The sequence below is a fragment of the Thermococcus atlanticus genome, from assembly GCF_054657855.1.
Genome location: NZ_BAAHXX010000001.1, coordinates 1,652,265 through 1,670,705, shown reverse-complemented (window position 1 = coordinate 1,670,705; position 18,441 = coordinate 1,652,265). Strand labels below are relative to the sequence as shown.

Genomic DNA, 18,441 nt, shown 5'->3' with positions numbered 1-18,441 from the left:
AAGTTTAACATTAAAAGAGTTTTGGAACGGCATTTAACGAAATTAAGAAAAAGAAAGGTTACACATTCAACCTGAAGGGGCTTATATAGTCCCCGTATCTTGCCCTTGCATCCATAAGTCTCTGCCTCTCCTCCCCGAGGATTCTGTAGAACTCCCCGGGAACCTCTCCAACCTGTTCGCGGTATATCCTCTCTATGCGCTCAATCTTGGCCAGAAGCTCGGGAACCCTTATAGTGAACTGCTTTTCATAGTCCTCCCTGCTGTATTCCTTGCCGAGAACCTCCCTGAAGAGCCTCTTTAGATCCTCGTACTTCGGAATGTAACCTATGGGCGTTTCTATGGCCTCCACATCGCCGTGAACTCTCAGCTCCATCCACTTGAGCCAGACGGCCTTGTCGAGCTTGTGGTTGAGCCAGTTCCCCTTCTCGTCGCGGAGGAAGTAGTTGACCGCAAAGATTTTTGGCTCCTCGGTTATTTTTTCCGCGAATTTCAGGTAGTTGTCAATGTATTCTCCCAGATGGACGCTCATGAAATCCAGAATTGCCATTGGATTGAATGCCCTGACACCTTCCTTTCCAAGGGTTGCGGCTGTGGTTTCGCTCTCAAGCGCGGCTCCCATCGTAACGACTCCGTGCTTCCAGTTAAAGGCCTCTCTGACGGGGGGCCACGTATCCTTATCACGGCCTCCAAAGATCATTCCCCCTATCTTGACGCCGCAGGGAGCGTTCAGGGCTTCGAGGTCGACGTTGGGGAAGGCCTCAAGACTAACAGTGAAGCGCGCATTTTTATGGCTTGGAGGGATTTCATTGCCTTCTTCATCCTTCTTACCCCTCCACCACCGGCCGCTGTGGTTCTCCCCTTCATCGGGTATCGGAACTCCCATGTCATTCCAGTAGGGCTTTCCGTCCTTGACGAGCACGTTCGAGAATATTATCTCATGCTGGGAGTGGAGCACCTTCCATATTACCGGGTCATCCTCGGGATTAACCCCCTGAATTATGCCGAATACACCCTTCTCAACGTTTGCACCCCTCGCTTCCCCCTTCATGGGCACTATGAAGGCAAGGTCATCGCCGACGATGTTCTCCCATGATATCATTGCCGTTGAGGTCTTTCCGCACATGCTCGGATAGGCTCCGGTGAAGTAGGTCTTTCTGCCGTTGGGGCCGTTGACGCGCATCAGGAACATGTGCTCGCTGAGCCATCCCTCCCTCACAGCCCGCCGGATTGTTAGCCTGAAGGCGAGCTTCTTAAGGCCTATCGTGTTTCCACCGTACTGGGTGTTTACGGAGTAGACCGTCTCATCCTCAAGGTCTATGTATATCCTTCTCTTATCGAGATTTTTGCTCGTTTTTCTCTCATCGAGCTCGCCCTCGCTGTGCACGAATTTGAGGAACCTTGCCTGTCTTCCAAGACGTTTGAACTCCTCGTAGCCCTTCCTGTAGAGGATAAACTCGGAGTGGGCCACGTAAGCGGAATCCGTGAGCTGAACCGCTGGAATTGTGAAAACAGACTCTTTCGGTCCAAGAACAAAAAAGCACACAAACAGCTCCTTCCCCTTCATAACGTCCTTCATGAGCTCATGAATCTCCCTGAGCCCCTCTTCCCTGTCAAGGGTGTTCAGGAAGGGCAGTTTTTTTCCTCCGGGAACCAAGAGCTTGGTATTTGCTTTATCCCTTGCTTGGTCATAGTAGCTGTCATAATGCACGGTGTGCCCCGGTGTTTCGAGGAGCCTCTCCTCCCCGTAATAAAGCGCCTTCCACCTGACGTAAAGCTCGTCCTCTTCGCTGTCTGTGCATACAAAAACCCGGTCAGGGTTCAAAAGCTCAATATACCTTGCCAGAAAGTCATGGAGTTTCGGGTTATCTATCGCTTTAATCTTTTCAAACTGCTCTTTTTCAAGCCTTTTTTCGAGGTATTCGAGCGCGTTCATAAACATCGCCCCCTTCAGATAGTTATCCGGCGACTTAAAAATACTTCCCCACATGCCGGGCATATCCGCGATTGTCGATGTTTGCGGGGTTAGGTGGATAAACTCTTTTTCTGAAAAATCTGACCTCCTCCCCGCCCCGAGGCTTTCAAAAGAAAAATGTAAAAATCTCAAGCATCATCACCAGCTTTCCAAACTTTCAGGCACGCTCCTGCATGCGGGGCGTGTCTAAAAGTTGGGGTTGTTTCATGAGTGCTTGAAGTTTTTTGCCTGTCCGAGATGCCCAGGAAGACTTTACTCTCCATCATACAAACATCAATAGTTTTAGGCACGCCCTGCCATTATCCAGCGATAATCAAATGTTTCACAGTTTTTATCCCGGTTATAATCCACAGGGCAAAGAGCAGCCAGTAGAGTGCAAAGCCAAAGTTTATTATGATGTTAAGCCCCAAAATCTTCCCGACGTTGAAGGTGGCACTCACATATGCCCCCAGCGGAAATATGAAAGCCCACCATGAGAGGCTGTAGGGAAGGTTGAGCCTTCTGAGGTAGTGGAGTGTCATTATTATCGCCATTGCCAGCCACCATACACCAAAACCCCAGAATATGAAACCAAAACCGAAGAATGGCTCTTTTACCGTAATGAACTCAGAGTTCTTTATGAGCATGTATAGCGTTGACGTTCCGGCTCCTATGGGGCCCAGATTTATCCAGATTGCGGGGGCAATTCCGCAGGGCAGGGGTTCATGGGCAATGAAGCGGTGCATGACAATTGCAAAGAGTGCAAGATAGAGGAAGAATCTGGCTCCCCATGCAAAGTAATTAACCGTGACCGCAAATTCCTTCCAAAAGCCCTGGAATGTCCCCATCAAAGGAGCTCCGCTGAGAGGAATGACTATGAGACCCACGGGGGGTATAAACCACGCGGGGGTAACATTCTTAATATCTATCCTCTCTTGGATGAACATTAAATAGGGTATCAGGAAGGAGAAGAATATCGTGAGAGGCATTCCCATAAGCCAGAAAATCCTCGCAATGGAACTATCCCCAAGTATGAGGAGATAATCGGCAGATAGAACGAGCATGGCTATTGCTATGGTTCCGTAGAAGTGACACACGAGAGGGTGATAGAGATCATCCATGGCGTTTTTTCTGTATTTGAGCCATCTCAAAACCCATGGTATCAGGAGAATAAAAAACAGCGCTGTGTTGAAGTACGTAAGTCCCCGGGCAACGCTTCCGAGGATGGAAAGCTTTGAGGAGTAGACTTTACTTACAAGCGCCAGAGCTCCCGTTCCCATAACACTTGCAAACCAGCTCGGGGCAAAATCTTTAATGTTTATCTTCATTTCATTTCACCTGAAAAAATCACCATATGAAGATTTTTAAATATTTTCTGAACCTATGCTTTCAGTTATCATCCTTTCTTTTTGCTCTCTTTATTCTCAGGACAGATATACTGTCCTTCTCCTACTTCTCCGTTCTTTTGAAGTTTTTTCCGTATCTCTTCAAGCTTCCTGCGGGACTTTGCAACCACCAATGCTTCATCCCTGTACTTCCTCAAAACTCCAATGTGGGGGAATATTATGGCATCCCTCGGGCACATCTTTGCGCACGTATCACAGCCCACCATGCAGTTGTAGGGCCTCGCTATTACGGGCCGCATCTTTTCAAAGTCCCAGTCATAAACGACCCTTCCCCCGCACGTCATAAAGCAGATTCCACAGCCGATGCATCTCTCGTAGTCTATCTGGGGATACCACGGTATCTCCTTCCTCTCAATCCCCCACCATTTCATGCCGGAGAAATCCTTCACCGTTCTTCCGAGGATATCCTTCCCGATCACCGGAGCCTCTCCACCCATTTCGGTCACCACATTATATGAGAAAAGATTCATATAAAAATTTTTTCAAAATTAAAAATTGAAAACCTCAGGTTATGGACGGACATGGTACCACAATCAGCGGGCTCCCAGAAGCTCATGCTCGACCAGGGCGACTATATCATTGTGTATATCCTCCAATGGAGCCAGCGCATTAACGATTTTCATCTCAGGGAACATTTCGGCCAGCCTGAGGTAGTTTTCCCGGACCTTTTTCTGAAGTTCGGCTATCTTATCAAATTCCGTTTTTATGCTTCTGCCGTTGATGCGCTTCATGCTCTCCTTTGCCGGCAGGTCGAGGAGAATAACCAGGTCAGGTCTGATTGCAAACTTGTTCAGGTCAATGAGCCATTCAAGGTCAAGCCCCCTCGCCCACTGATATGCAAGGGATGAGTAGAAGTAGCGATCAGAGATGACAATCTTTCCGGCCTTTAATGCGGGCTTGATGAGCTTGTGCACATGCTCCGCCCTGTCAGCGGCAAAAAGGAGAGCCTCCGCCTCATGGCTTATCCTGGCACCGTCAATTATTCCCTCCCTGCCCCCTGTAAGGACAAGCCTCCTTATCAGCTTTCCGAAGGCCGTATCTGTGGGCTCTTTTGTCAGCATTACATCCTTTCCTTTCTTTTTGAACCATTCGGCCAGCAGCCTTGCCTGGGTTGACTTTCCTGCACCATCAATGCCCTCCATCACAATGAACATCGGGACACCTCCAAAGCGGATATGCTGAAATAGACTCCGGAGGAGGATTTTTAATGCTTTCCATTGGATTTTTCTCTGCCGGCCGGCGAAAGCCGCTTCGATTTTATTAACAGCAGGGAACCCGGAAAGGGAAAAAGAAATTTAAATTTCAGAGGTGCTTCCTCATGTATTCGAGGAGCATCCACATGCTGCCGAACTCCCGGGTTTCATCATCATGATAGATTTCCACTATGCCCTCGGGTCTGAACCTCATGCCGAAGGAATAACCTCCTTTCTTCAGCTTCTGGAGGAAGACCTCCCGTGGCTTCGGCGGAAGATAGCTCGTCATCATATCGTTGATAAGCTCTGCCTCAAATCCAAAGTGTTCGCTCATTCTCGGGAAGAAAAGAACCGCCGGGGTGTTCATGCAGTCAACCAGTGCCTTGCCCTCAAGTTTGAAGTGGTAGTGCTTGAAGACCTCATGGAGGAAGTCGTCTATGGCGTTTGGATAATACACGGTCGCACCGATGTCGTTGGGATGTGCCTCTATAAAGCTCCTGCCCCTGAGGATTGCCTCTATTTCGTCGGCATCAATGCCGCTCACCTCAACCCTCACCCCGCTGTAGTAGTAGACGTAGGCCAGCGGGAGGCCCTTCTTATGGGCAAAGTCCTTGAGGGCTATGAGCGGAATCAGCCTGACATCCATAATCGTTGAACCGGTACTTACAATTCCAACGACCATTGCCCTCTTTCCGTAGCGGGATATTGCCCTTCCATCCCTGCCCACTATAATGGTGCCCTGAGCCACGGTTCCTATGGCCCTTCCAAGAAGGGCGAGTTCCTCGGGATTAAATTTTTCCGAGCGGTATATCTCCATTTTTATCACCTCAATCCGGCAGTATTATGCTTTCTTTTCCAATTCTGGACTCAACCCATATTTTAACATTCGAGCCAATCTTGCTGAACTCTTCAATTACGCTGTTATCGCCAATAACACTCCCGTGCTGTATAACAGCACCCTTACCGATATACACGTTTTCCCCTATGATGGCCTCCTTAATCTCCACACCCTCTTCTATCGTAACATTTGAGAATATCACCGAACGTTCTATTTTAACGTTTCTCCCGATTTCCACATTATCCCCGAGCACGGCAAACCCCCTGATATTGAAGTGCCTGAGCCTGCATCTTCTTCCGGTGAATACTGCCCCTCCATACTCAAGATTGCCCTTCAGAGAATCCACCCTTATCTGGGACAGCGAGAGCTTGCCCATGAAGACGTCCTCGGTTGCCTGCAGATAGCTTGAGGGCCTCCCGACATCGTTCCAGTATTCGTCAAAGGGGAACCCGTAGAGGGGTATGTTCTCCTGGAGCATTTTCGGGAACAGGTGCATGGAAAAGTCGAAGTTTTCCCCTTTTGGAACCATGTCAAAAACCTCGGGCTCGAAAACATACACCCCAGCATTTACCAGATTGCTGAAGGCTTCCTCTGGCTTCGGCTTTTCCTTGAACCTCATGATGCGGTTTTCGCTGTTTACTATTGCAATTCCATACTGTGTCGGATCCTCGACCTTTGAGAGGGCTATCGTGGCCAGTGCCCCCTTCTTTTTGTGATATTCATAGAAGTCCCTTATGTTGAGGTCAGTCAACACATCGCTCGATGCGACTATGAAGGTGTCCTCCATTCTCTCCGCCACCTTCCTCGTGGCCCCTGCGGTGCCGAGCTTCAGGTTGTCCCTGTCGGAATAATGTATTTCAATCCCCCACCTGCTGCCGTCCCCGAAGTAGTTCATTATGCGCTCCTTGAGATAACCGGTCAGCACAAAGACCTCGTCCACACCTGCTTTAATCAGCTTCTCAAGGACATACTCCATAATCGGCTTGTTGAAGAAGGGAATCATGGGCTTTGGCCTGTAGACTGTCAGGGGAAGAAGCCTCGTTCCCTTACCGCCTGCCATAATCACTGCCTGCATTGTGTGCACCGGTGAATTATCTTTTTTCTGATTAATATGCTTTGCGCATGCAGGAGCGTGCCTAAAACTATTGATGTTTGTATGATGGAGAGTAAAGTCTTCTTGGGCATCTCGGACAGGCAAAAAACTTCAAGCACTCATGAAACAACCCCAACTTTTAGACACGCCCGATAATAGCACAAGTATTATAGGGGGAACGACTAAAATAGGTGGGGAACATAATGGAATACGCCATCCTTACCAGGGATTTAACGAAGTACTACGGAAAGCTCTTGGCCGTTGATCACGTAAATCTTAGGGTGCCGTTTAATGCCATCTACGGCTTCCTAGGGCCCAATGGGGCCGGAAAAACCACGACGATAAGAATGCTGTGCGGGCTAACGAACGTATCAAGCGGCGACGCTATGGTAAACGGCCACAGCGTGAGAAAGGAGGCGGAAAAAGTAAAAGCATCCATTGGGGTTGTTCAGGACATATCAAACCTCTATCCAGAGCTCACATGCTTTGATAATTTAATGTTCTGTGCTGAGATGCACGGTGTTCCCAAGAGACTTAGAAAGGAGAGGGTTTTGGAGCTCTTAGCGTTCTTTGGTCTGGAGGATAGAAAGAATGAGAAATTCGCAAACCTCTCCAAGGGGCTTAAAAGGAGATTAACAATAGCTGCAGCTCTGGTCCATAACCCCAAAATACTCCTGCTGGATGAGCCCACCCTTGGCCTTGATGTGAAGAGCAGGAGGAAGATGTGGAAGTTAATACAGGCGCTTAAGGAGGAGGGTCTGACCATATTCCTCACGAGTCATAACGTTTACGAGGTCTCCCGTTTGAGTGAGAGGGTGGCCGTAATCAACAGGGGTAGAATCGTTGCGGAGGGGGAGCCTTCAGAGCTGAGGAAACTCGTGCCCTATGACGAAACCATAGAGCTCAGCGTTTCAGATCCAAAGAAGTTGATTGAAAGGCTAAGGGACAGCAAAGTTATAGTTAGAGCCTACCTTGACAAGGACAGTCTGAGGATAGTTGCGAGAAATCCCCTTGCTGCAGTTGAACAGATATCACGGATTTTAAGGGAAGAGGGGATCGATGTGAACTTCATGAGCCTCCGTAGTGCAGACATGGAGGAGGTCTTTCTAAAAATCGTTGAGGGTGAGGGCATTGGAGGGTCTAAGCAGAGCACTCTACATAGCCAAGAAGGACATTAAGGAATATTACATGAAGCCGGCCACGATGAGCTGGGGAATTATATTTCCTGCATCATTTGCTTTGGCCTTTGCCATCAAGAGCGGTGGCAGGCTTGGAGAGCTTGCACCCGGACTGATAGCACTTGCCCTCTTCTTTGGCTCCACGTCAATGTCTGCCGCATCGATAGTGTTTGAAAGAAAGATAGGCTCCTTCGAGCGGCTCCTTCTCTTTCCCGTTAGCTACACCACGATAGCCCTTGGAAAAACACTCAGCAGCTTCCTTTTTGGAGTGCTGTCTTCAGCCGTAACGCTGGCAATAATACTCCCCCTCGCATCAGCCTCTCTCCTCCATCCATGGCTCCTCCTTGGCTACGTTCTCCTCTCGACGTTCATGTTCTCCTCCTTCGGGGTGCTCGTCTCCTATCTGCTGAAGGATCCCTCACAGACGATGACGGTTTTCAACGCCATAAGGTTCCCGATGATATTCCTCTCAGGTATATTCGTCCCCCTTAAGGAGATGCCGCTGATTATTCGCGTCATATCCCTAGCACTCCCTCTAACCTATTCGGTTGAAGCCATGAGATACTCCCTAAGGGGAGCAGCCTACATCAGCCCATGGGTTTCGCTCTCCGTTATGATATTCCTTTCGATAGCGTTTCTCCTGCTGACGGCATATGAGATAAGGAGGAGCATTCCCTGACTTCAGACGACGCCCATAATCATCTTAATCGCCATGAGGTAGAGTATAACACCGATTACCTTTTTCACAGCATCCGAGCTCATTTTGAAATGCATCAGGTGCGTTCCGAGCCATCCACCTCCTATCGCAGAGATTGAAACGACGCCAAGTAACCTCCAGTCCAGCGTGCCCATACCCCAGTACGTTAAGAAACCGCTCAGAGACGAGAAGAACACCACAAAAGCGGTCGTTGCTGCAACCTTCTTTGGTTCATGGCCGAGCATTATTAAGGTGGGGCTTATCACTCCACCTCCACCCACACCCAGTAAACCGCCGAGGAAGCCCGCAAGAGCACCTATCATGGAGCCCTCCACGAGGTGGTTTCCATCCGTTCCCCGAGGTCTCGGTTTGAAGAAGAGCATCATGGTTCCGGAGTAGAGGAGAAAGGCTATAAAAATCCCGAGGACATACCTCTTTGGAACAAACTTTCCGGCGTATGCACCGATTGGAGCCGAAACCGTGGCTGCGACCAGTATGGGAAAGCCAAAGCGGTGATCAAGCTTTTTCTCCTTGAGGTTCTTGAGAGTTGCCGAGAGCATTGAGAGCGTGTTTATAAAAAGACCTGCAGGCTTGGCCACCATCAGCGGGATGCCGAGCCACGTCATGGTCGGCACTATAGCTATCGCACTCCCAACGCCACCTATGGAGAAAACCACACTAAGAATGAACGCAATAAGGGCAATTAAAGCATAATCCATTGGTATCATCACCTACTTTGTTTTTAGGCAATCCGAATGAGTTTAAGCTCACTTAAAAAATTTTTCATGAAAAATAATTTTTCATATGAAAATGGATCACTCCCTCAAGAGGCCCTTGATTATCAGCTCAGCTGCTTCTTCCTCGCTTAGTCCCTTCGTCATGAGCTGAAGAAGCTGGGCTTCGCTTATCCTTCCTATTGAAGCTTCATGTGTTAGCTCCGCCTTATCATTCCTGACCCTCAGCAGAGGCACCGTTTGAACGTCGGCATTCCCCTTAACTATCTCACGACACTCCACGTGCCCCTTTGCATAGTCTCCCAAGCCGTATGCTTCATTAACGATATTCACCCTCGAGTTATCAAACGCTATTGCGGTGCTCTTAAGATTGGCTCTTGAGTGAGCCCCGGTTAGGTATGCAACTTCCTTGATCTCGACGGAATCATCCTTGACCGATTTAATTTTCGAGGAAAGCTCTGCAACAGCATAATCTCCAAGATTAACCTCCATTTCAAGCTTGAGCTCCTTTGCTCTATACTTTGTGAGGGAAAATCTGCCGGTATAACGTCCCTCTCTTTCAATCTCCACCTCCGTCCGGCTCCTCATCCTCACGCCTTCGCCGTGAATGTGCTCGTCCTCATAGGTAACGGAGGCCTTTTCTCCAACCCTGATTTTTGCATACGCCTCATGGATGAAGTTCTTTGCGTGCGGGAATATACAGTGGGAGAGGAACTTAACCTTGGAGTTCTCCCCAACGTTTATGTTAAAAACCACCTTCTGGTAGCCTTCATTCTTCAAAAACCCTGTGCAGAGATGTATCGGAAGGGGAAGTTTAAGGTTGTCGGCTATCCTGATATCGGCACTTACGCCGCTCTCAATCTCCTTCCCCTTTATCTCAACCCCCCGAACATTGTTGAGGCCTATTATCCGATCACCGCTTATTATTATCGCCGCTATTTTATCCCCAAAGAGAGATGTGTCTAAGCCCTCCTTCTCGTATATCTTCACAAGTGCTTCATATTCCCTGACTCGGTCGATTTTAATGACCATTTTTCACCACTTCCAGCAGGGGGCACTTCCCGCACGCCATCCTGTAATATGCAATGACTTCCTCCGAGAAGCCCTTCCTTACAAGCTTCCCCCCGCATACAAAGTAGCTGAAATCTGTCTTTCTCGCAATATTCTCATGGTGGGTAATTAAAATCACGGTGCTCTTTTCCCTGTTTAGATATTCTATAACCCTTTCAAGCAGCTCTCCTGATGTTATATCCAATCCTGAGTCGGGCTCATCGAGGATGGCGTACCTCGGCTTCAGGAGAAGCAGAGAGGCAAGCTCAATCCTTTTCCTCTCACCTCCACTCAGGCTTTTATCCACAAAGCGGGCGAGATAGATTTCGTGGGGTAGTCCAACAATGTCCAGAACCTCACTGACCTCCCTTTCACTCACCTTCAGCTTCCCTCCGAGTGTGAGGTATTCTCTGACATTTATCCCTTCATATCGTGCCGGTTCCTGCCAGAGGAGGGTAATGCCAAGCTTTGCCCTCTCCGTTACCCCAAGGTTTGTTATATCTCTTTCTCCGAGCAGAACCTTTCCCTCGCTCGGTTTAATTACTCCCATCAAAATTAGGGCTATTGTGGTTTTTCCGGCCCCATTGGGCCCCAGGATGGAATAGCTTAAGCCCTCTCTGAAACTCATATTAATATCATCCAATATGCTCCTGCCATCTGCCGAATATGTGACGTTTCTCAGATACAATATGGACATCGCAAATTCCTCTTATGAAAAGAATTTAAAGTTTTTTGAACGCTTTTGCCCATCCCTGAGAACATGTGTTATGTTTTGATAACATACCTGCGACCGGGACATACTTGATGGTCAACTGAGACGGGCCAATCACCGTTTCCAGGGAATGGTGCTCTCTGAAGGGGCTGTTTTGTAGATGGTAACAATTGGAGCATTTGAATTCTGCTGTTTTCCGTAATTTTTAAGAAATAGTTTTGGAGTTTATTCTTGAGTGGTGTTGTGGTCCCCGGTATGTGGGGTTTTAAGCCCGAATGGGGGACTGAAAACGGAAGATGTGAGGCCCCGAAAGCCGGCTGATGAGCAGGGTAGAAGGTTATCCGCCATGATTGCCAAAAGTAGCGGACAACCAGAACGGTCGGTCAGTGCCGATCTCATCACAGCTCAGACCGGTAAACGTTCGTCATCCCTCACCTCTTTTTTGAGCAAGCTTTTTTAACCTTTCTGTGAATATTCTTCCTGCCGATGATGAGCGTTAGCCACTCCGATTGGTGAGGAAAAGAGGGTTAGCTGAGGTTGTAGTGTTGAGAGGCATTTATGCAGAATTCTATTTAACATTATACATCTAAAAAATCGAAATACTAAAATATCCATAGATAAAATATGTACCCAGGTGATTATTATGGTTGTCTTTGATCACAAACCTAAATGTGGGGAAGATATATTTGACAGAACCAGAGAATTCGAGATTCTTGAGGACGCAATTCAAAGATTTCCGATAATAGCCTTGACTGGAGTTAGGCGAGTTGGAAAAACCTCTGTCTTATGTTCATTCACACATAGAACTGATGGTATATTTATTGATTTTCGAAGAATAACATACGCCCGAAAACATTTTTCAGAGAAAGAAATAGTGGGAGAAATAATTCGGATACTTGGGAAAAAGAAAAGTTCATTAAGCAAAATACTAAATGAAATTGATGAAGTTACTCTCAACTTGCTTGGTGTAGGAGTTAAATTTCACCCATTCAAGACCTATGAGAGTACACTCATTGATATCTTAGCAAAGTTGAATAGAGAAGGGGAGGAGAAGGATATCCCAATAATTTTAGCATTTGATGAGAGCCAATATTTATCGGAATATCAAGGAGATCCAAATAGGTTTTTGATATTACTTGGGCATATCTGTGATAATTATGAACATCTACGTGTGATATTATCTGAGGCCAGATTAGGTTTTCTTGATAGGTTCTTAAACACAGAGAATTACTCAAGCCCCTTATTTGATAGACCTGTAAAGTGGATAACTCTACCCCCATTTGATCCGATTACTTCTATAGAATTCTTAAAAGAAGGATTTAACGAGCTTGGAATGTCAATTCCCATTGATGAGATTGAACAAGCTGTGAATATTTTGGGAGGTATTCCTGGTTGGTTAGTCGAATTTGGGTTGAAGAGGAAAGAGAGTAATTTTGAAAATGCTATTAAACATACATTAAGCAAAGCAAAAGCTGTGCTTGTAGATGGAGAACTCAGATACTTGAAAGAACAATCTCCCTCATACGAACAAATTATAAAAGGGATTGTTCTTGGACATAATACCTTAGAAACGCTTCAGGGGTATTTAAATGCTCAGGGAATAACATTACATAGGAAGCTCGAAACAGAGTTAGAGTACCTAACTAAACTAGGGTGGATAAAAAAAGAAAAAGGAAAATATACAATTGCAGATCCAATTTTTGAAAAAGCCCTAAGAATGAACCGGTAGATGTCTCTCAGAATATTTTTCTGAAATTCAGAATTTGGACTGGTATTATATATAACCATGCCCTATGCTATCTGGGTGAGCTGATGAACGCTATTGAAATTAAAGGGCTGAGGAAGAGCTACGGCGGCTTTCTCGCCCTCAGGGGTATAGACCTTGAAGTTGAGGACGGGGAGATTTTTGCCCTTCTCGGACCAAATGGAGCGGGGAAGACAACCCTGATAAGGATTCTCGCCGAGGGGCTTGGATATGACGGCGGCGAGATAAGGATCTTCGGCAGGAAGCTCAGCAAGAAAACCGCAAGATTCATAGGTTATGTTCCACAGGAGAGCATCTCCTACGAGCTGCTGACAGTGGAGGAGAACCTGAAGTTCTACGCTGACCTCTATGATGCTCCGAAGGAGAGGATATATGAGCTGATAGAGCGCTTTGCCCTTCCAAGGAAAAAGAGGGCTAAGGAGTTAAGCGGAGGCTTCAGGAGAAGGCTGAATCTGGCAATATCACTGCTCTATGATCCAAAAATCCTCATCCTCGATGAGCCTTCAACGGGGCTTGATGTTCCTTCGAGAAGGGAGCTCTGGGAGCTGATACTGGAGTTCAGGAGGGAGGGGAAGACCATTCTTCTGGCCACCCACTACATGGAGGAGGCGGAGGCCTTGGCTGACAGGATAGCGGTTATGGATGAGGGAAGGATCATCGCCCTGGGAACTGCGGATGAGCTGAAGGCTCTGGTCGGGGAGGGGAGTGTCATCATGATTGAGGGCTTCCTCAGGGGTCTGGAAAAATTAAAGGGCGAATTCAGGTTGGTGGAAAAAGATGGAACTGCAAGAATCCACGTTAAAAACTCAAAGGAGAGCCTGCCGGGGATAGTTGAAACCCTCGTTAAAAGTGGCAGCGAAATAAGGCTCATAAAAATCGAGGAGCCAACACTTGAAGACGTTTTTCTGAAGCTGACGGGGAGGGGTCTGGAATGAAGCTCAGGGCTGTTAAGGGGATAATTCTGAAAGACCTGAAAGAGCTCCGCAGGGAGAAGATGGCCCTGTTCTGGATATTCATCTTCCCGCTCATGTGGATCACGCTATTCGGGACGATGTGGGGCGGCCACAACCCCCCGGTGAGCCTGGACGTCGGAGTGGTTTACACAAACGAAAGCTCGGCTTTCACGGCTCGTGATGTCATCGGGATAATGGAGAACGTAACCCTTGAGGGTGTTCATGTTTTTAAGATAGAGGAGTTTTCAAAGCAGGGGGCTGGCATTGACGCGTTAAAACACGGCAAAATTGACTCTCTGGTTGTATTCCCTTCCGGATTCGGCAGAAATGTTAGCACCGGAAAACAGGCGAAAATTTATGTTTATTTCGACAGAAGCGATCCCCAGCAGTATCAGATAGTCAGGGGGACCCTGATGGGCTTTTTCTCAGAGATGGAAAAGAGGATGCGGGAGAAAAGAATCGAAATCCAGCTCAGGTACATGGAGGCCTATCTTCCAAGGAACATGCCCAACGTAACACCCGAAACCGTGAGGGAATACCTCATAGCGAGTGCCGAGCCGCTGGAAGTTGAAGAGAAGGAGGTTTCGGGTGAAACGCCAACACCGATAAAGTTCTACATAACGAGCTTTATCGGCATCCAGTTCCTCTTTGCAACAATGCTAACAATGGGAAGCGGAACGCTTGAGGAAATCGAAAAGGGCACCCTCAGGAGGATAGCCGCATCACCGGCCACCGCCTGGGACTTTCTGGCGGGAAAGATGCTCTCAACATTTCTCATCATAATGATCAGCATAATCTTCGGGCTCGCTTATGCCAGAGCTGTTTTCGGCGAGACAGTCGTGCCGAGCCCCCTGGGATGGCTGATAATCTTCATCGCCTCGGTATTTTCCATGAGCCTCGGGCTGGCTATAGCGATGGCGACGAGGAGCATAAAGTCCACGACCGCTGTTGTCAACTTCATCTCAATGCCCCTGCTCTTCCTCGCAGGCATAGTGATTCCAGAAAGCATCGTGCCGGGCTGGGCGAGGCCGATAGTTAACTATTTTGCCCTTGGCAGAGCCCTGAAGGACTTCAGGCTTCTTGAGATATATCACAGACCCGCAGGGGATATAACCTCTGGCCTTGTCCTGATAACGGTGGAAACCGCTGCAGTTTTCCTGATAGCGGTATTCCTTTACGGATGGGCTGTTAAAAGGCTGGAAGTCTGAAAATTGGGAAATCAGAGAAGGGATAAGCTCAAAGCCACTTCCCGAAGAACTCCAGAACCCGGGTTTCGTAGCGATCCCTGGCGACGCTTATAGTCCTGACATGGGCGGCCTCACTCACCCAGAGGGTTACATTGGGATTTATTTTTTTGTTTTCCCTGTAGAATTCCTCGATTTCCTCAACCATTACGAGGGGGTCTTTCTTACCGGCTATCAGGAGGAGCGGCTTCTGGATTTTGCCGGCATATTCCATGATGCTGATGATTTTACCCCCGCTTATCCAGAGGGTAATCGGTTTGATGAGGCTGTACAACCATGCAGGAAGCTTTGCGAAATACTTAAGCCCCCTCGCTCCTGTCCTGTCCATGTAAATCGGGGGGCTGTCTGCTATACCGCAGCACACCCTTTCATCTTCGGCCAGTGTCCTTATTGTGACTATCGCCCCCATTGAAAATCCTATTAATCCTATTTTCCGGGACTTATCAGCCCTGTTTTCCTTCAGCCAGTCTATGGCCGAGAGGACGTCAGTGAGCTCCCTGTCGCCGACCGTCGTGTGCTTCCCCTCGCTTTTTCCGTGTGCCCGAAAATCGAAGACGAGAACGTTGTACCCGCCTTTAAGGAGTATTTCCAGGATGGATTTCATGTAAATCCTTTCCCATTTGCTCGCTGTGTAGCCGTGCAGGGGAATCACCGTCTTCTCGTTGCCCCTGTCAATCCACCAGCCGTGAAGCTTGAGCCCATCCCTCGTCTCTATCCACACATCCTCATAGTCAAAGCCAAGCTCTTTCGGTGTCCAGTCCTCAATAAGGCGAGGAGGGGAGACCATCCTGTAGGCCACGAACACAGCGAAGACAAAAAACAGCAGGAGGACAAAAAGCAGGAGAAGGGGAATCATATTCCTCCCTCCGGAGAGGCTTCAAGCCTTTTCATGCTCCATATTAGGGGCATTGCAAGGAGGACGAGCAGGGCACCCATGGGGAAGAGTATCCTGTAGTTTCCTCCTGCCAGGTCTACCAGGGCTCCGCCGATGGTTCCGGCCAGCAGAACAGGTATTGACTTTGTGGCTTCAAATACACCGTAGTAGCGGCCGGTGAATGCCTCCTTCTCATATTTGGTCAGCAGGTCGCCTATGACGGGATATGAGGCCGCAACCAGAACCCCCCATCCCACTCCCGCAAGGAGGATTGTAATGAAAATCTGGGTCTTGGTGTGGATGAACCATCCCCCGAGCAATGGCAGGGCAAAGACGAAGCCGCCGAGTATTATGCTCAGTCTTCTGCCGATTTTGTCGTATATGTATCCTCCCGGCAGCGAGCCGAGAAGGACGGCAACGTTAAACATCGCCATCAGGTACAGGCCCATCGAGGTAACCCTGTCCACTGCGCTCTCGGTTGCTGTCCCGTAGAGTATAAACGCAAGGATTCCATAGAGGAATATCGCCACGAACTCAAAGCTCATCCACCAGAGAATCTGGGCAACGTAGAAGCGCAGGAAGTCGTGGTTTGTGAAAATGCTCCTTACATATTCTCCGAGGCTTTCGTTCTCCTCTATCTCCGGCGCTTCAGGCTCCTTGACCTTCAGGGATACGAACAGGGCGGCACCTATAAGGAAAACCGCGGCAATCGCAAAGGGCCCCCAGTAGCCGGTTCCGTGCTTGGCGACGAGGTAGCCGCCAATCCCGAAGAGGAAGAGATTTCCTGCCCATTCAAACAGGGTTATGAAGCCGCTTGCCTTCCCCCTCTGCCCGCTCTCTATGGTGTCGGGCATCAGCGCCCTGAACTGTGCCGTGTATAGATGGAGGGAGAAATAGAGAAAACCGAGGGTAACCGCAAACCCGAGGAGGGGAACGCCGAGGGCATAGGCTGTATAAATCATCATGGCTGCAATACCGGCAAGTATTCCCCCTATAAAGATGAAAGGTCTCCTTCTCCCGTGTCTTGACTTCAGGGTATCGCTGTAATATCCTAACAATGGAGGGACAATGAGGCCGATAAAACCTTCAAGGGCAAGTATGCTTCCCTTCACGAACGCGGATTCGGTGTACGCTGATAGCAGCGGAAATGAGAACCCTTTATTCAGCGCCCATCCAAGGCTTCTGCTGAAGCCCAATAGCGAAAGACCAAGAACAACGCCCCAGTTAAACTTTCTGTTCTCCATGACTCCACCCCCATATCTCCTCAGCAAGCAAGGGCTAAAATAAAATTAAACCCCTGGAGTTTTTATCCTTATTGGTTCATTAGATAAAGTATTAATTCGATAAATAAATCGAAATAATAAAAAAGGCTCAGCCCATGTCCGGCACGTCCCTGCTGTGCCGGATTATATCTCCCCTCCTGACGAACTGGAGTGAAATCAATGCGAGGACAAAAAATAGCGCTGAAAACACGAGGAGCGACTGATAGCCCGTGACATCGATGGCCGCACCCACAACGGGAGGTGCAAATATGCTCGCCGCCTGGCTGAAAAAGTAGTAGAGACCGGTATAGCCACCAAGTTTTTCCTCCGTAGTCATGTCAACGACCATTGGAAGTGAATTTACGTTGACCATTCCCCATCCAAATCCTCCAATCAGAAAGAGCCCGGAGAATATTTTTACGACCGTATTGACGGCTATCCTTCCACTCGCTGCCTGAAGACCGAGATAGAGGGTTATCATCATGACACCGATAATTGTCACCAGACCCATGCTTATCGTCTTCTTCCTTCCTATACGTCCCCCTATCAGGCCTCCGGGGATTGAGAATACCATATAACCAAGGGCAAAGATTCCAAGGAGGAAAGCACCGGTGCTCTCTCTTATTCCAAGCTGAAACTTGGCATAGCTGGTGAAGAAGGTCTCCAGTGAGTTGAAGGCAACGAACCAGAGAAATATTGCGAGCAGCATGAAAAGGAGGCTTCTCTCTCTGCTTGCAAAAACATCCTGGAGGTTTTCCTTGAGCTCGCCAAAGCTCACCCTGCTCGTTTGTTTGAGGAGCTGCCTGAGTTTCACCCTCTTCTCCGCAGGTTTCTTGTACCTCTCGGGTTCGGGAACGAACAGAACAACGAAGATGTTGGCGAGGAGCATTATCGCAGCACCGACATAGAAGGGCAGGGCGTAGTTTATGTCGTAGAGGATTTTGCCTCCGAAGTATGCAAAAAGCGCTCCCAAACCGCCCATAAAGTTGATTATACCATTTGCCTGACTCCTCTTTTCGGATGGAGTTATATCGGGCATGAATGCTATAACAGGTGATCGGAATAATGCCATGAAGAAGTTCATGAAGATAATCGTGCCCATCATGAGGGCGAGGGTTTCATGCGCCCTTGCAACAGGTATAAGCGCAAACATCAGGGCCCCAAGTGGAGCACCTATCATTATGTATGGCTTCCGCCTCCCCCATCTCGTCCTCGTCATGTCGCTGAGGGCACCGAGGTATGGCAGCAGGACTATGGCGAAGATGTTGTCTATTGTCATTATTCCGCCTGTTATTGCCTTATTCAGGCCGAAATCCTCCTGGAGGAATATCGGGACATATGCGTTGTAGAGCGCCCATATGATGCTTATGCCAAAAAAGCCAAAGCCCAGCAGAAATATCCTTTTGTAATTAAACTCCGCATCCATTTTAACCCCTCCTCCAAGTGCCAGTAAGAAATCTACTCATTAATTCATTATATTTCTTGTGGTTC

At 48.3% G+C, this 18,441-nt stretch carries 17 protein-coding genes; 5 read left to right on the top strand and 12 right to left on the bottom strand.

What is annotated here, in order from left to right; genetic code table 11:
* Window positions 1-58: 58 nt before the first annotated feature.
* The 6 genes from ACYQ27_RS08910 to ACYQ27_RS08885 form a co-directional block, all read right to left on the bottom strand.
* Window positions 59-1,933 carry a phosphoenolpyruvate carboxykinase (GTP) gene (locus ACYQ27_RS08910; RefSeq protein ID WP_456453701.1) on the bottom strand — a complete coding sequence of 625 codons (1,875 nt, stop codon included), beginning with the start codon at window positions 1,931-1,933 and terminating at the stop codon, window positions 59-61.
* Between the two features lie 338 nt (window positions 1,934-2,271).
* Window positions 2,272-3,279 (bottom strand): TDT family transporter, encoded by a 1,008-nt coding sequence (locus ACYQ27_RS08905; RefSeq protein WP_460041495.1) that lies wholly within the window; start codon window positions 3,277-3,279, stop codon window positions 2,272-2,274.
* Between the two features lie 68 nt (window positions 3,280-3,347).
* On the bottom strand, window positions 3,348-3,794 hold the full coding sequence (locus tag ACYQ27_RS08900; RefSeq protein WP_460041852.1) for a 4Fe-4S dicluster domain-containing protein: 447 nt from the start codon (window positions 3,792-3,794) through the stop codon (window positions 3,348-3,350).
* 96 nt (window positions 3,795-3,890) lie between these two features.
* Window positions 3,891-4,511 (bottom strand): dTMP kinase, encoded by a 621-nt coding sequence (gene tmk / locus ACYQ27_RS08895; protein ID WP_456397042.1) that lies wholly within the window; start codon window positions 4,509-4,511, stop codon window positions 3,891-3,893.
* Between the two features lie 148 nt (window positions 4,512-4,659).
* The gene (locus tag ACYQ27_RS08890; RefSeq protein ID WP_456397040.1) at window positions 4,660-5,367 is read right to left on the bottom strand and encodes a phospho-sugar mutase; all 708 of its coding nucleotides are present in this window, start codon (window positions 5,365-5,367) and stop codon (window positions 4,660-4,662) included.
* A 10-nt stretch (window positions 5,368-5,377) separates the two neighbouring features.
* Complete coding sequence (locus ACYQ27_RS08885) at window positions 5,378-6,463, bottom strand: sugar phosphate nucleotidyltransferase (protein ID WP_456397110.1); 1,086 nt, start codon at window positions 6,461-6,463, stop codon at window positions 5,378-5,380.
* A gap of 221 nt (window positions 6,464-6,684) precedes the next feature.
* On the opposite strand from ACYQ27_RS08885, the gene ACYQ27_RS08880 reads away from it, so the two are divergent.
* Both ACYQ27_RS08880 and ACYQ27_RS08875 read left to right on the top strand, forming a co-directional pair.
* Window positions 6,685-7,659, top strand: a complete 975-nt coding sequence (locus ACYQ27_RS08880; protein ID WP_460041494.1) for an ABC transporter ATP-binding protein — start codon at window positions 6,685-6,687, stop codon at window positions 7,657-7,659.
* A complete protein-coding gene (locus tag ACYQ27_RS08875) occupies window positions 7,613-8,338 on the top strand; it encodes an ABC transporter permease (RefSeq protein WP_456453705.1) in 726 nt (241 codons plus the stop codon). Before ACYQ27_RS08880 ends, ACYQ27_RS08875 begins: the two co-directional genes overlap by 47 nt.
* A 2-nt stretch (window positions 8,339-8,340) precedes the next feature.
* On the opposite strand, the gene ACYQ27_RS08870 is transcribed toward ACYQ27_RS08875, so the two are convergent.
* From ACYQ27_RS08870 to ACYQ27_RS08860, 3 genes are all read right to left on the bottom strand, one after another.
* Window positions 8,341-9,075, bottom strand: coding sequence for a sulfite exporter TauE/SafE family protein (locus ACYQ27_RS08870; protein WP_456453713.1), 735 nt, complete (start codon window positions 9,073-9,075; stop codon window positions 8,341-8,343).
* A gap of 96 nt (window positions 9,076-9,171) precedes the next feature.
* Window positions 9,172-10,122 (bottom strand): SufB/SufD family protein, encoded by a 951-nt coding sequence (locus ACYQ27_RS08865; protein WP_456453706.1) that lies wholly within the window; start codon window positions 10,120-10,122, stop codon window positions 9,172-9,174.
* Window positions 10,112-10,831 carry an ATP-binding cassette domain-containing protein gene (locus tag ACYQ27_RS08860; protein ID WP_456453714.1) on the bottom strand — a complete coding sequence of 240 codons (720 nt, stop codon included), beginning with the start codon at window positions 10,829-10,831 and terminating at the stop codon, window positions 10,112-10,114. The genes ACYQ27_RS08865 and ACYQ27_RS08860 overlap by 11 nt, the downstream gene beginning before the upstream one ends.
* Window positions 10,832-11,495: 664 nt before the next feature.
* Between ACYQ27_RS08860 and ACYQ27_RS08855 the strand changes: the two genes are divergently transcribed.
* The 3 genes from ACYQ27_RS08855 (at window position 11,496) to ACYQ27_RS08845 (ending at window position 14,778) form a co-directional block, all read left to right on the top strand.
* Window positions 11,496-12,581 (top strand): AAA family ATPase, encoded by a 1,086-nt coding sequence (locus ACYQ27_RS08855; RefSeq protein WP_456453707.1) that lies wholly within the window; start codon window positions 11,496-11,498, stop codon window positions 12,579-12,581.
* 83 nt (window positions 12,582-12,664) lie between these two features.
* Window positions 12,665-13,552, top strand: coding sequence for an ABC transporter ATP-binding protein (locus tag ACYQ27_RS08850; RefSeq protein WP_456453708.1), 888 nt, complete (start codon window positions 12,665-12,667; stop codon window positions 13,550-13,552).
* Window positions 13,549-14,778: an ABC transporter permease gene (locus ACYQ27_RS08845; RefSeq protein WP_456453709.1), complete on the top strand. Its 1,230-nt coding sequence runs from the start codon at window positions 13,549-13,551 to the stop codon at window positions 14,776-14,778. The genes ACYQ27_RS08850 and ACYQ27_RS08845 overlap by 4 nt, the downstream gene beginning before the upstream one ends.
* A gap of 28 nt (window positions 14,779-14,806) precedes the next feature.
* Here the strand turns inward: ACYQ27_RS08845 and ACYQ27_RS08840 are convergent, their stop codons facing one another.
* From ACYQ27_RS08840 to ACYQ27_RS08830, 3 genes are all read right to left on the bottom strand, one after another.
* Entirely contained in the window at window positions 14,807-15,670 is an 864-nt protein-coding gene (locus ACYQ27_RS08840) for an alpha/beta hydrolase (protein WP_460041493.1), read from the bottom strand.
* Entirely contained in the window at window positions 15,667-16,932 is a 1,266-nt protein-coding gene (locus tag ACYQ27_RS08835) for an MFS transporter (protein ID WP_456397050.1), read from the bottom strand. The genes ACYQ27_RS08840 and ACYQ27_RS08835 overlap by 4 nt, the downstream gene beginning before the upstream one ends.
* Before the next feature lie 127 nt (window positions 16,933-17,059).
* Window positions 17,060-18,376, bottom strand: a complete 1,317-nt coding sequence (locus tag ACYQ27_RS08830) for an SLC45 family MFS transporter (protein WP_460041492.1) — start codon at window positions 18,374-18,376, stop codon at window positions 17,060-17,062.
* Window positions 18,377-18,441: the final 65 nt, after the last annotated feature.

Bases quoted from the DNA above. Each gene is read 5' to 3' on its own strand.
- ACYQ27_RS08905 (WP_460041495.1), bottom strand. From the start codon at position 3,279: ATGAAGATAAACATTAAAGATTTTGCCCCGAGCTGGTTTGCAAGTGTT.
- ACYQ27_RS08845 (WP_456453709.1), top strand. From the start codon at position 13,549: ATGAAGCTCAGGGCTGTTAAGGGGATAATTCTGAAAGACCTGAAAGAG.
- ACYQ27_RS08910 (WP_456453701.1), bottom strand. From the start codon at position 1,933: ATGAACGCGCTCGAATACCTCGAAAAAAGGCTTGAAAAAGAGCAGTTT.
- ACYQ27_RS08885 (WP_456397110.1), bottom strand. From the start codon at position 6,463: ATGCAGGCAGTGATTATGGCAGGCGGTAAGGGAACGAGGCTTCTTCCC.
- ACYQ27_RS08890 (WP_456397040.1), bottom strand. From the start codon at position 5,367: ATGGAGATATACCGCTCGGAAAAATTTAATCCCGAGGAACTCGCCCTT.
- ACYQ27_RS08855 (WP_456453707.1), top strand. From the start codon at position 11,496: ATGGTTGTCTTTGATCACAAACCTAAATGTGGGGAAGATATATTTGAC.
- ACYQ27_RS08840 (WP_460041493.1), bottom strand. From the start codon at position 15,670: ATGATTCCCCTTCTCCTGCTTTTTGTCCTCCTGCTGTTTTTTGTCTTC.
- ACYQ27_RS08835 (WP_456397050.1), bottom strand. From the start codon at position 16,932: ATGGAGAACAGAAAGTTTAACTGGGGCGTTGTTCTTGGTCTTTCGCTA.
- tmk (WP_456397042.1), bottom strand. From the start codon at position 4,511: ATGTTCATTGTGATGGAGGGCATTGATGGTGCAGGAAAGTCAACCCAG.
- ACYQ27_RS08850 (WP_456453708.1), top strand. From the start codon at position 12,665: ATGAACGCTATTGAAATTAAAGGGCTGAGGAAGAGCTACGGCGGCTTT.
- ACYQ27_RS08900 (WP_460041852.1), bottom strand. From the start codon at position 3,794: ATGGGTGGAGAGGCTCCGGTGATCGGGAAGGATATCCTCGGAAGAACG.
- ACYQ27_RS08880 (WP_460041494.1), top strand. From the start codon at position 6,685: ATGGAATACGCCATCCTTACCAGGGATTTAACGAAGTACTACGGAAAG.
- ACYQ27_RS08830 (WP_460041492.1), bottom strand. From the start codon at position 18,376: ATGGATGCGGAGTTTAATTACAAAAGGATATTTCTGCTGGGCTTTGGC.
- ACYQ27_RS08865 (WP_456453706.1), bottom strand. From the start codon at position 10,122: ATGGTCATTAAAATCGACCGAGTCAGGGAATATGAAGCACTTGTGAAG.
- ACYQ27_RS08870 (WP_456453713.1), bottom strand. From the start codon at position 9,075: ATGGATTATGCTTTAATTGCCCTTATTGCGTTCATTCTTAGTGTGGTT.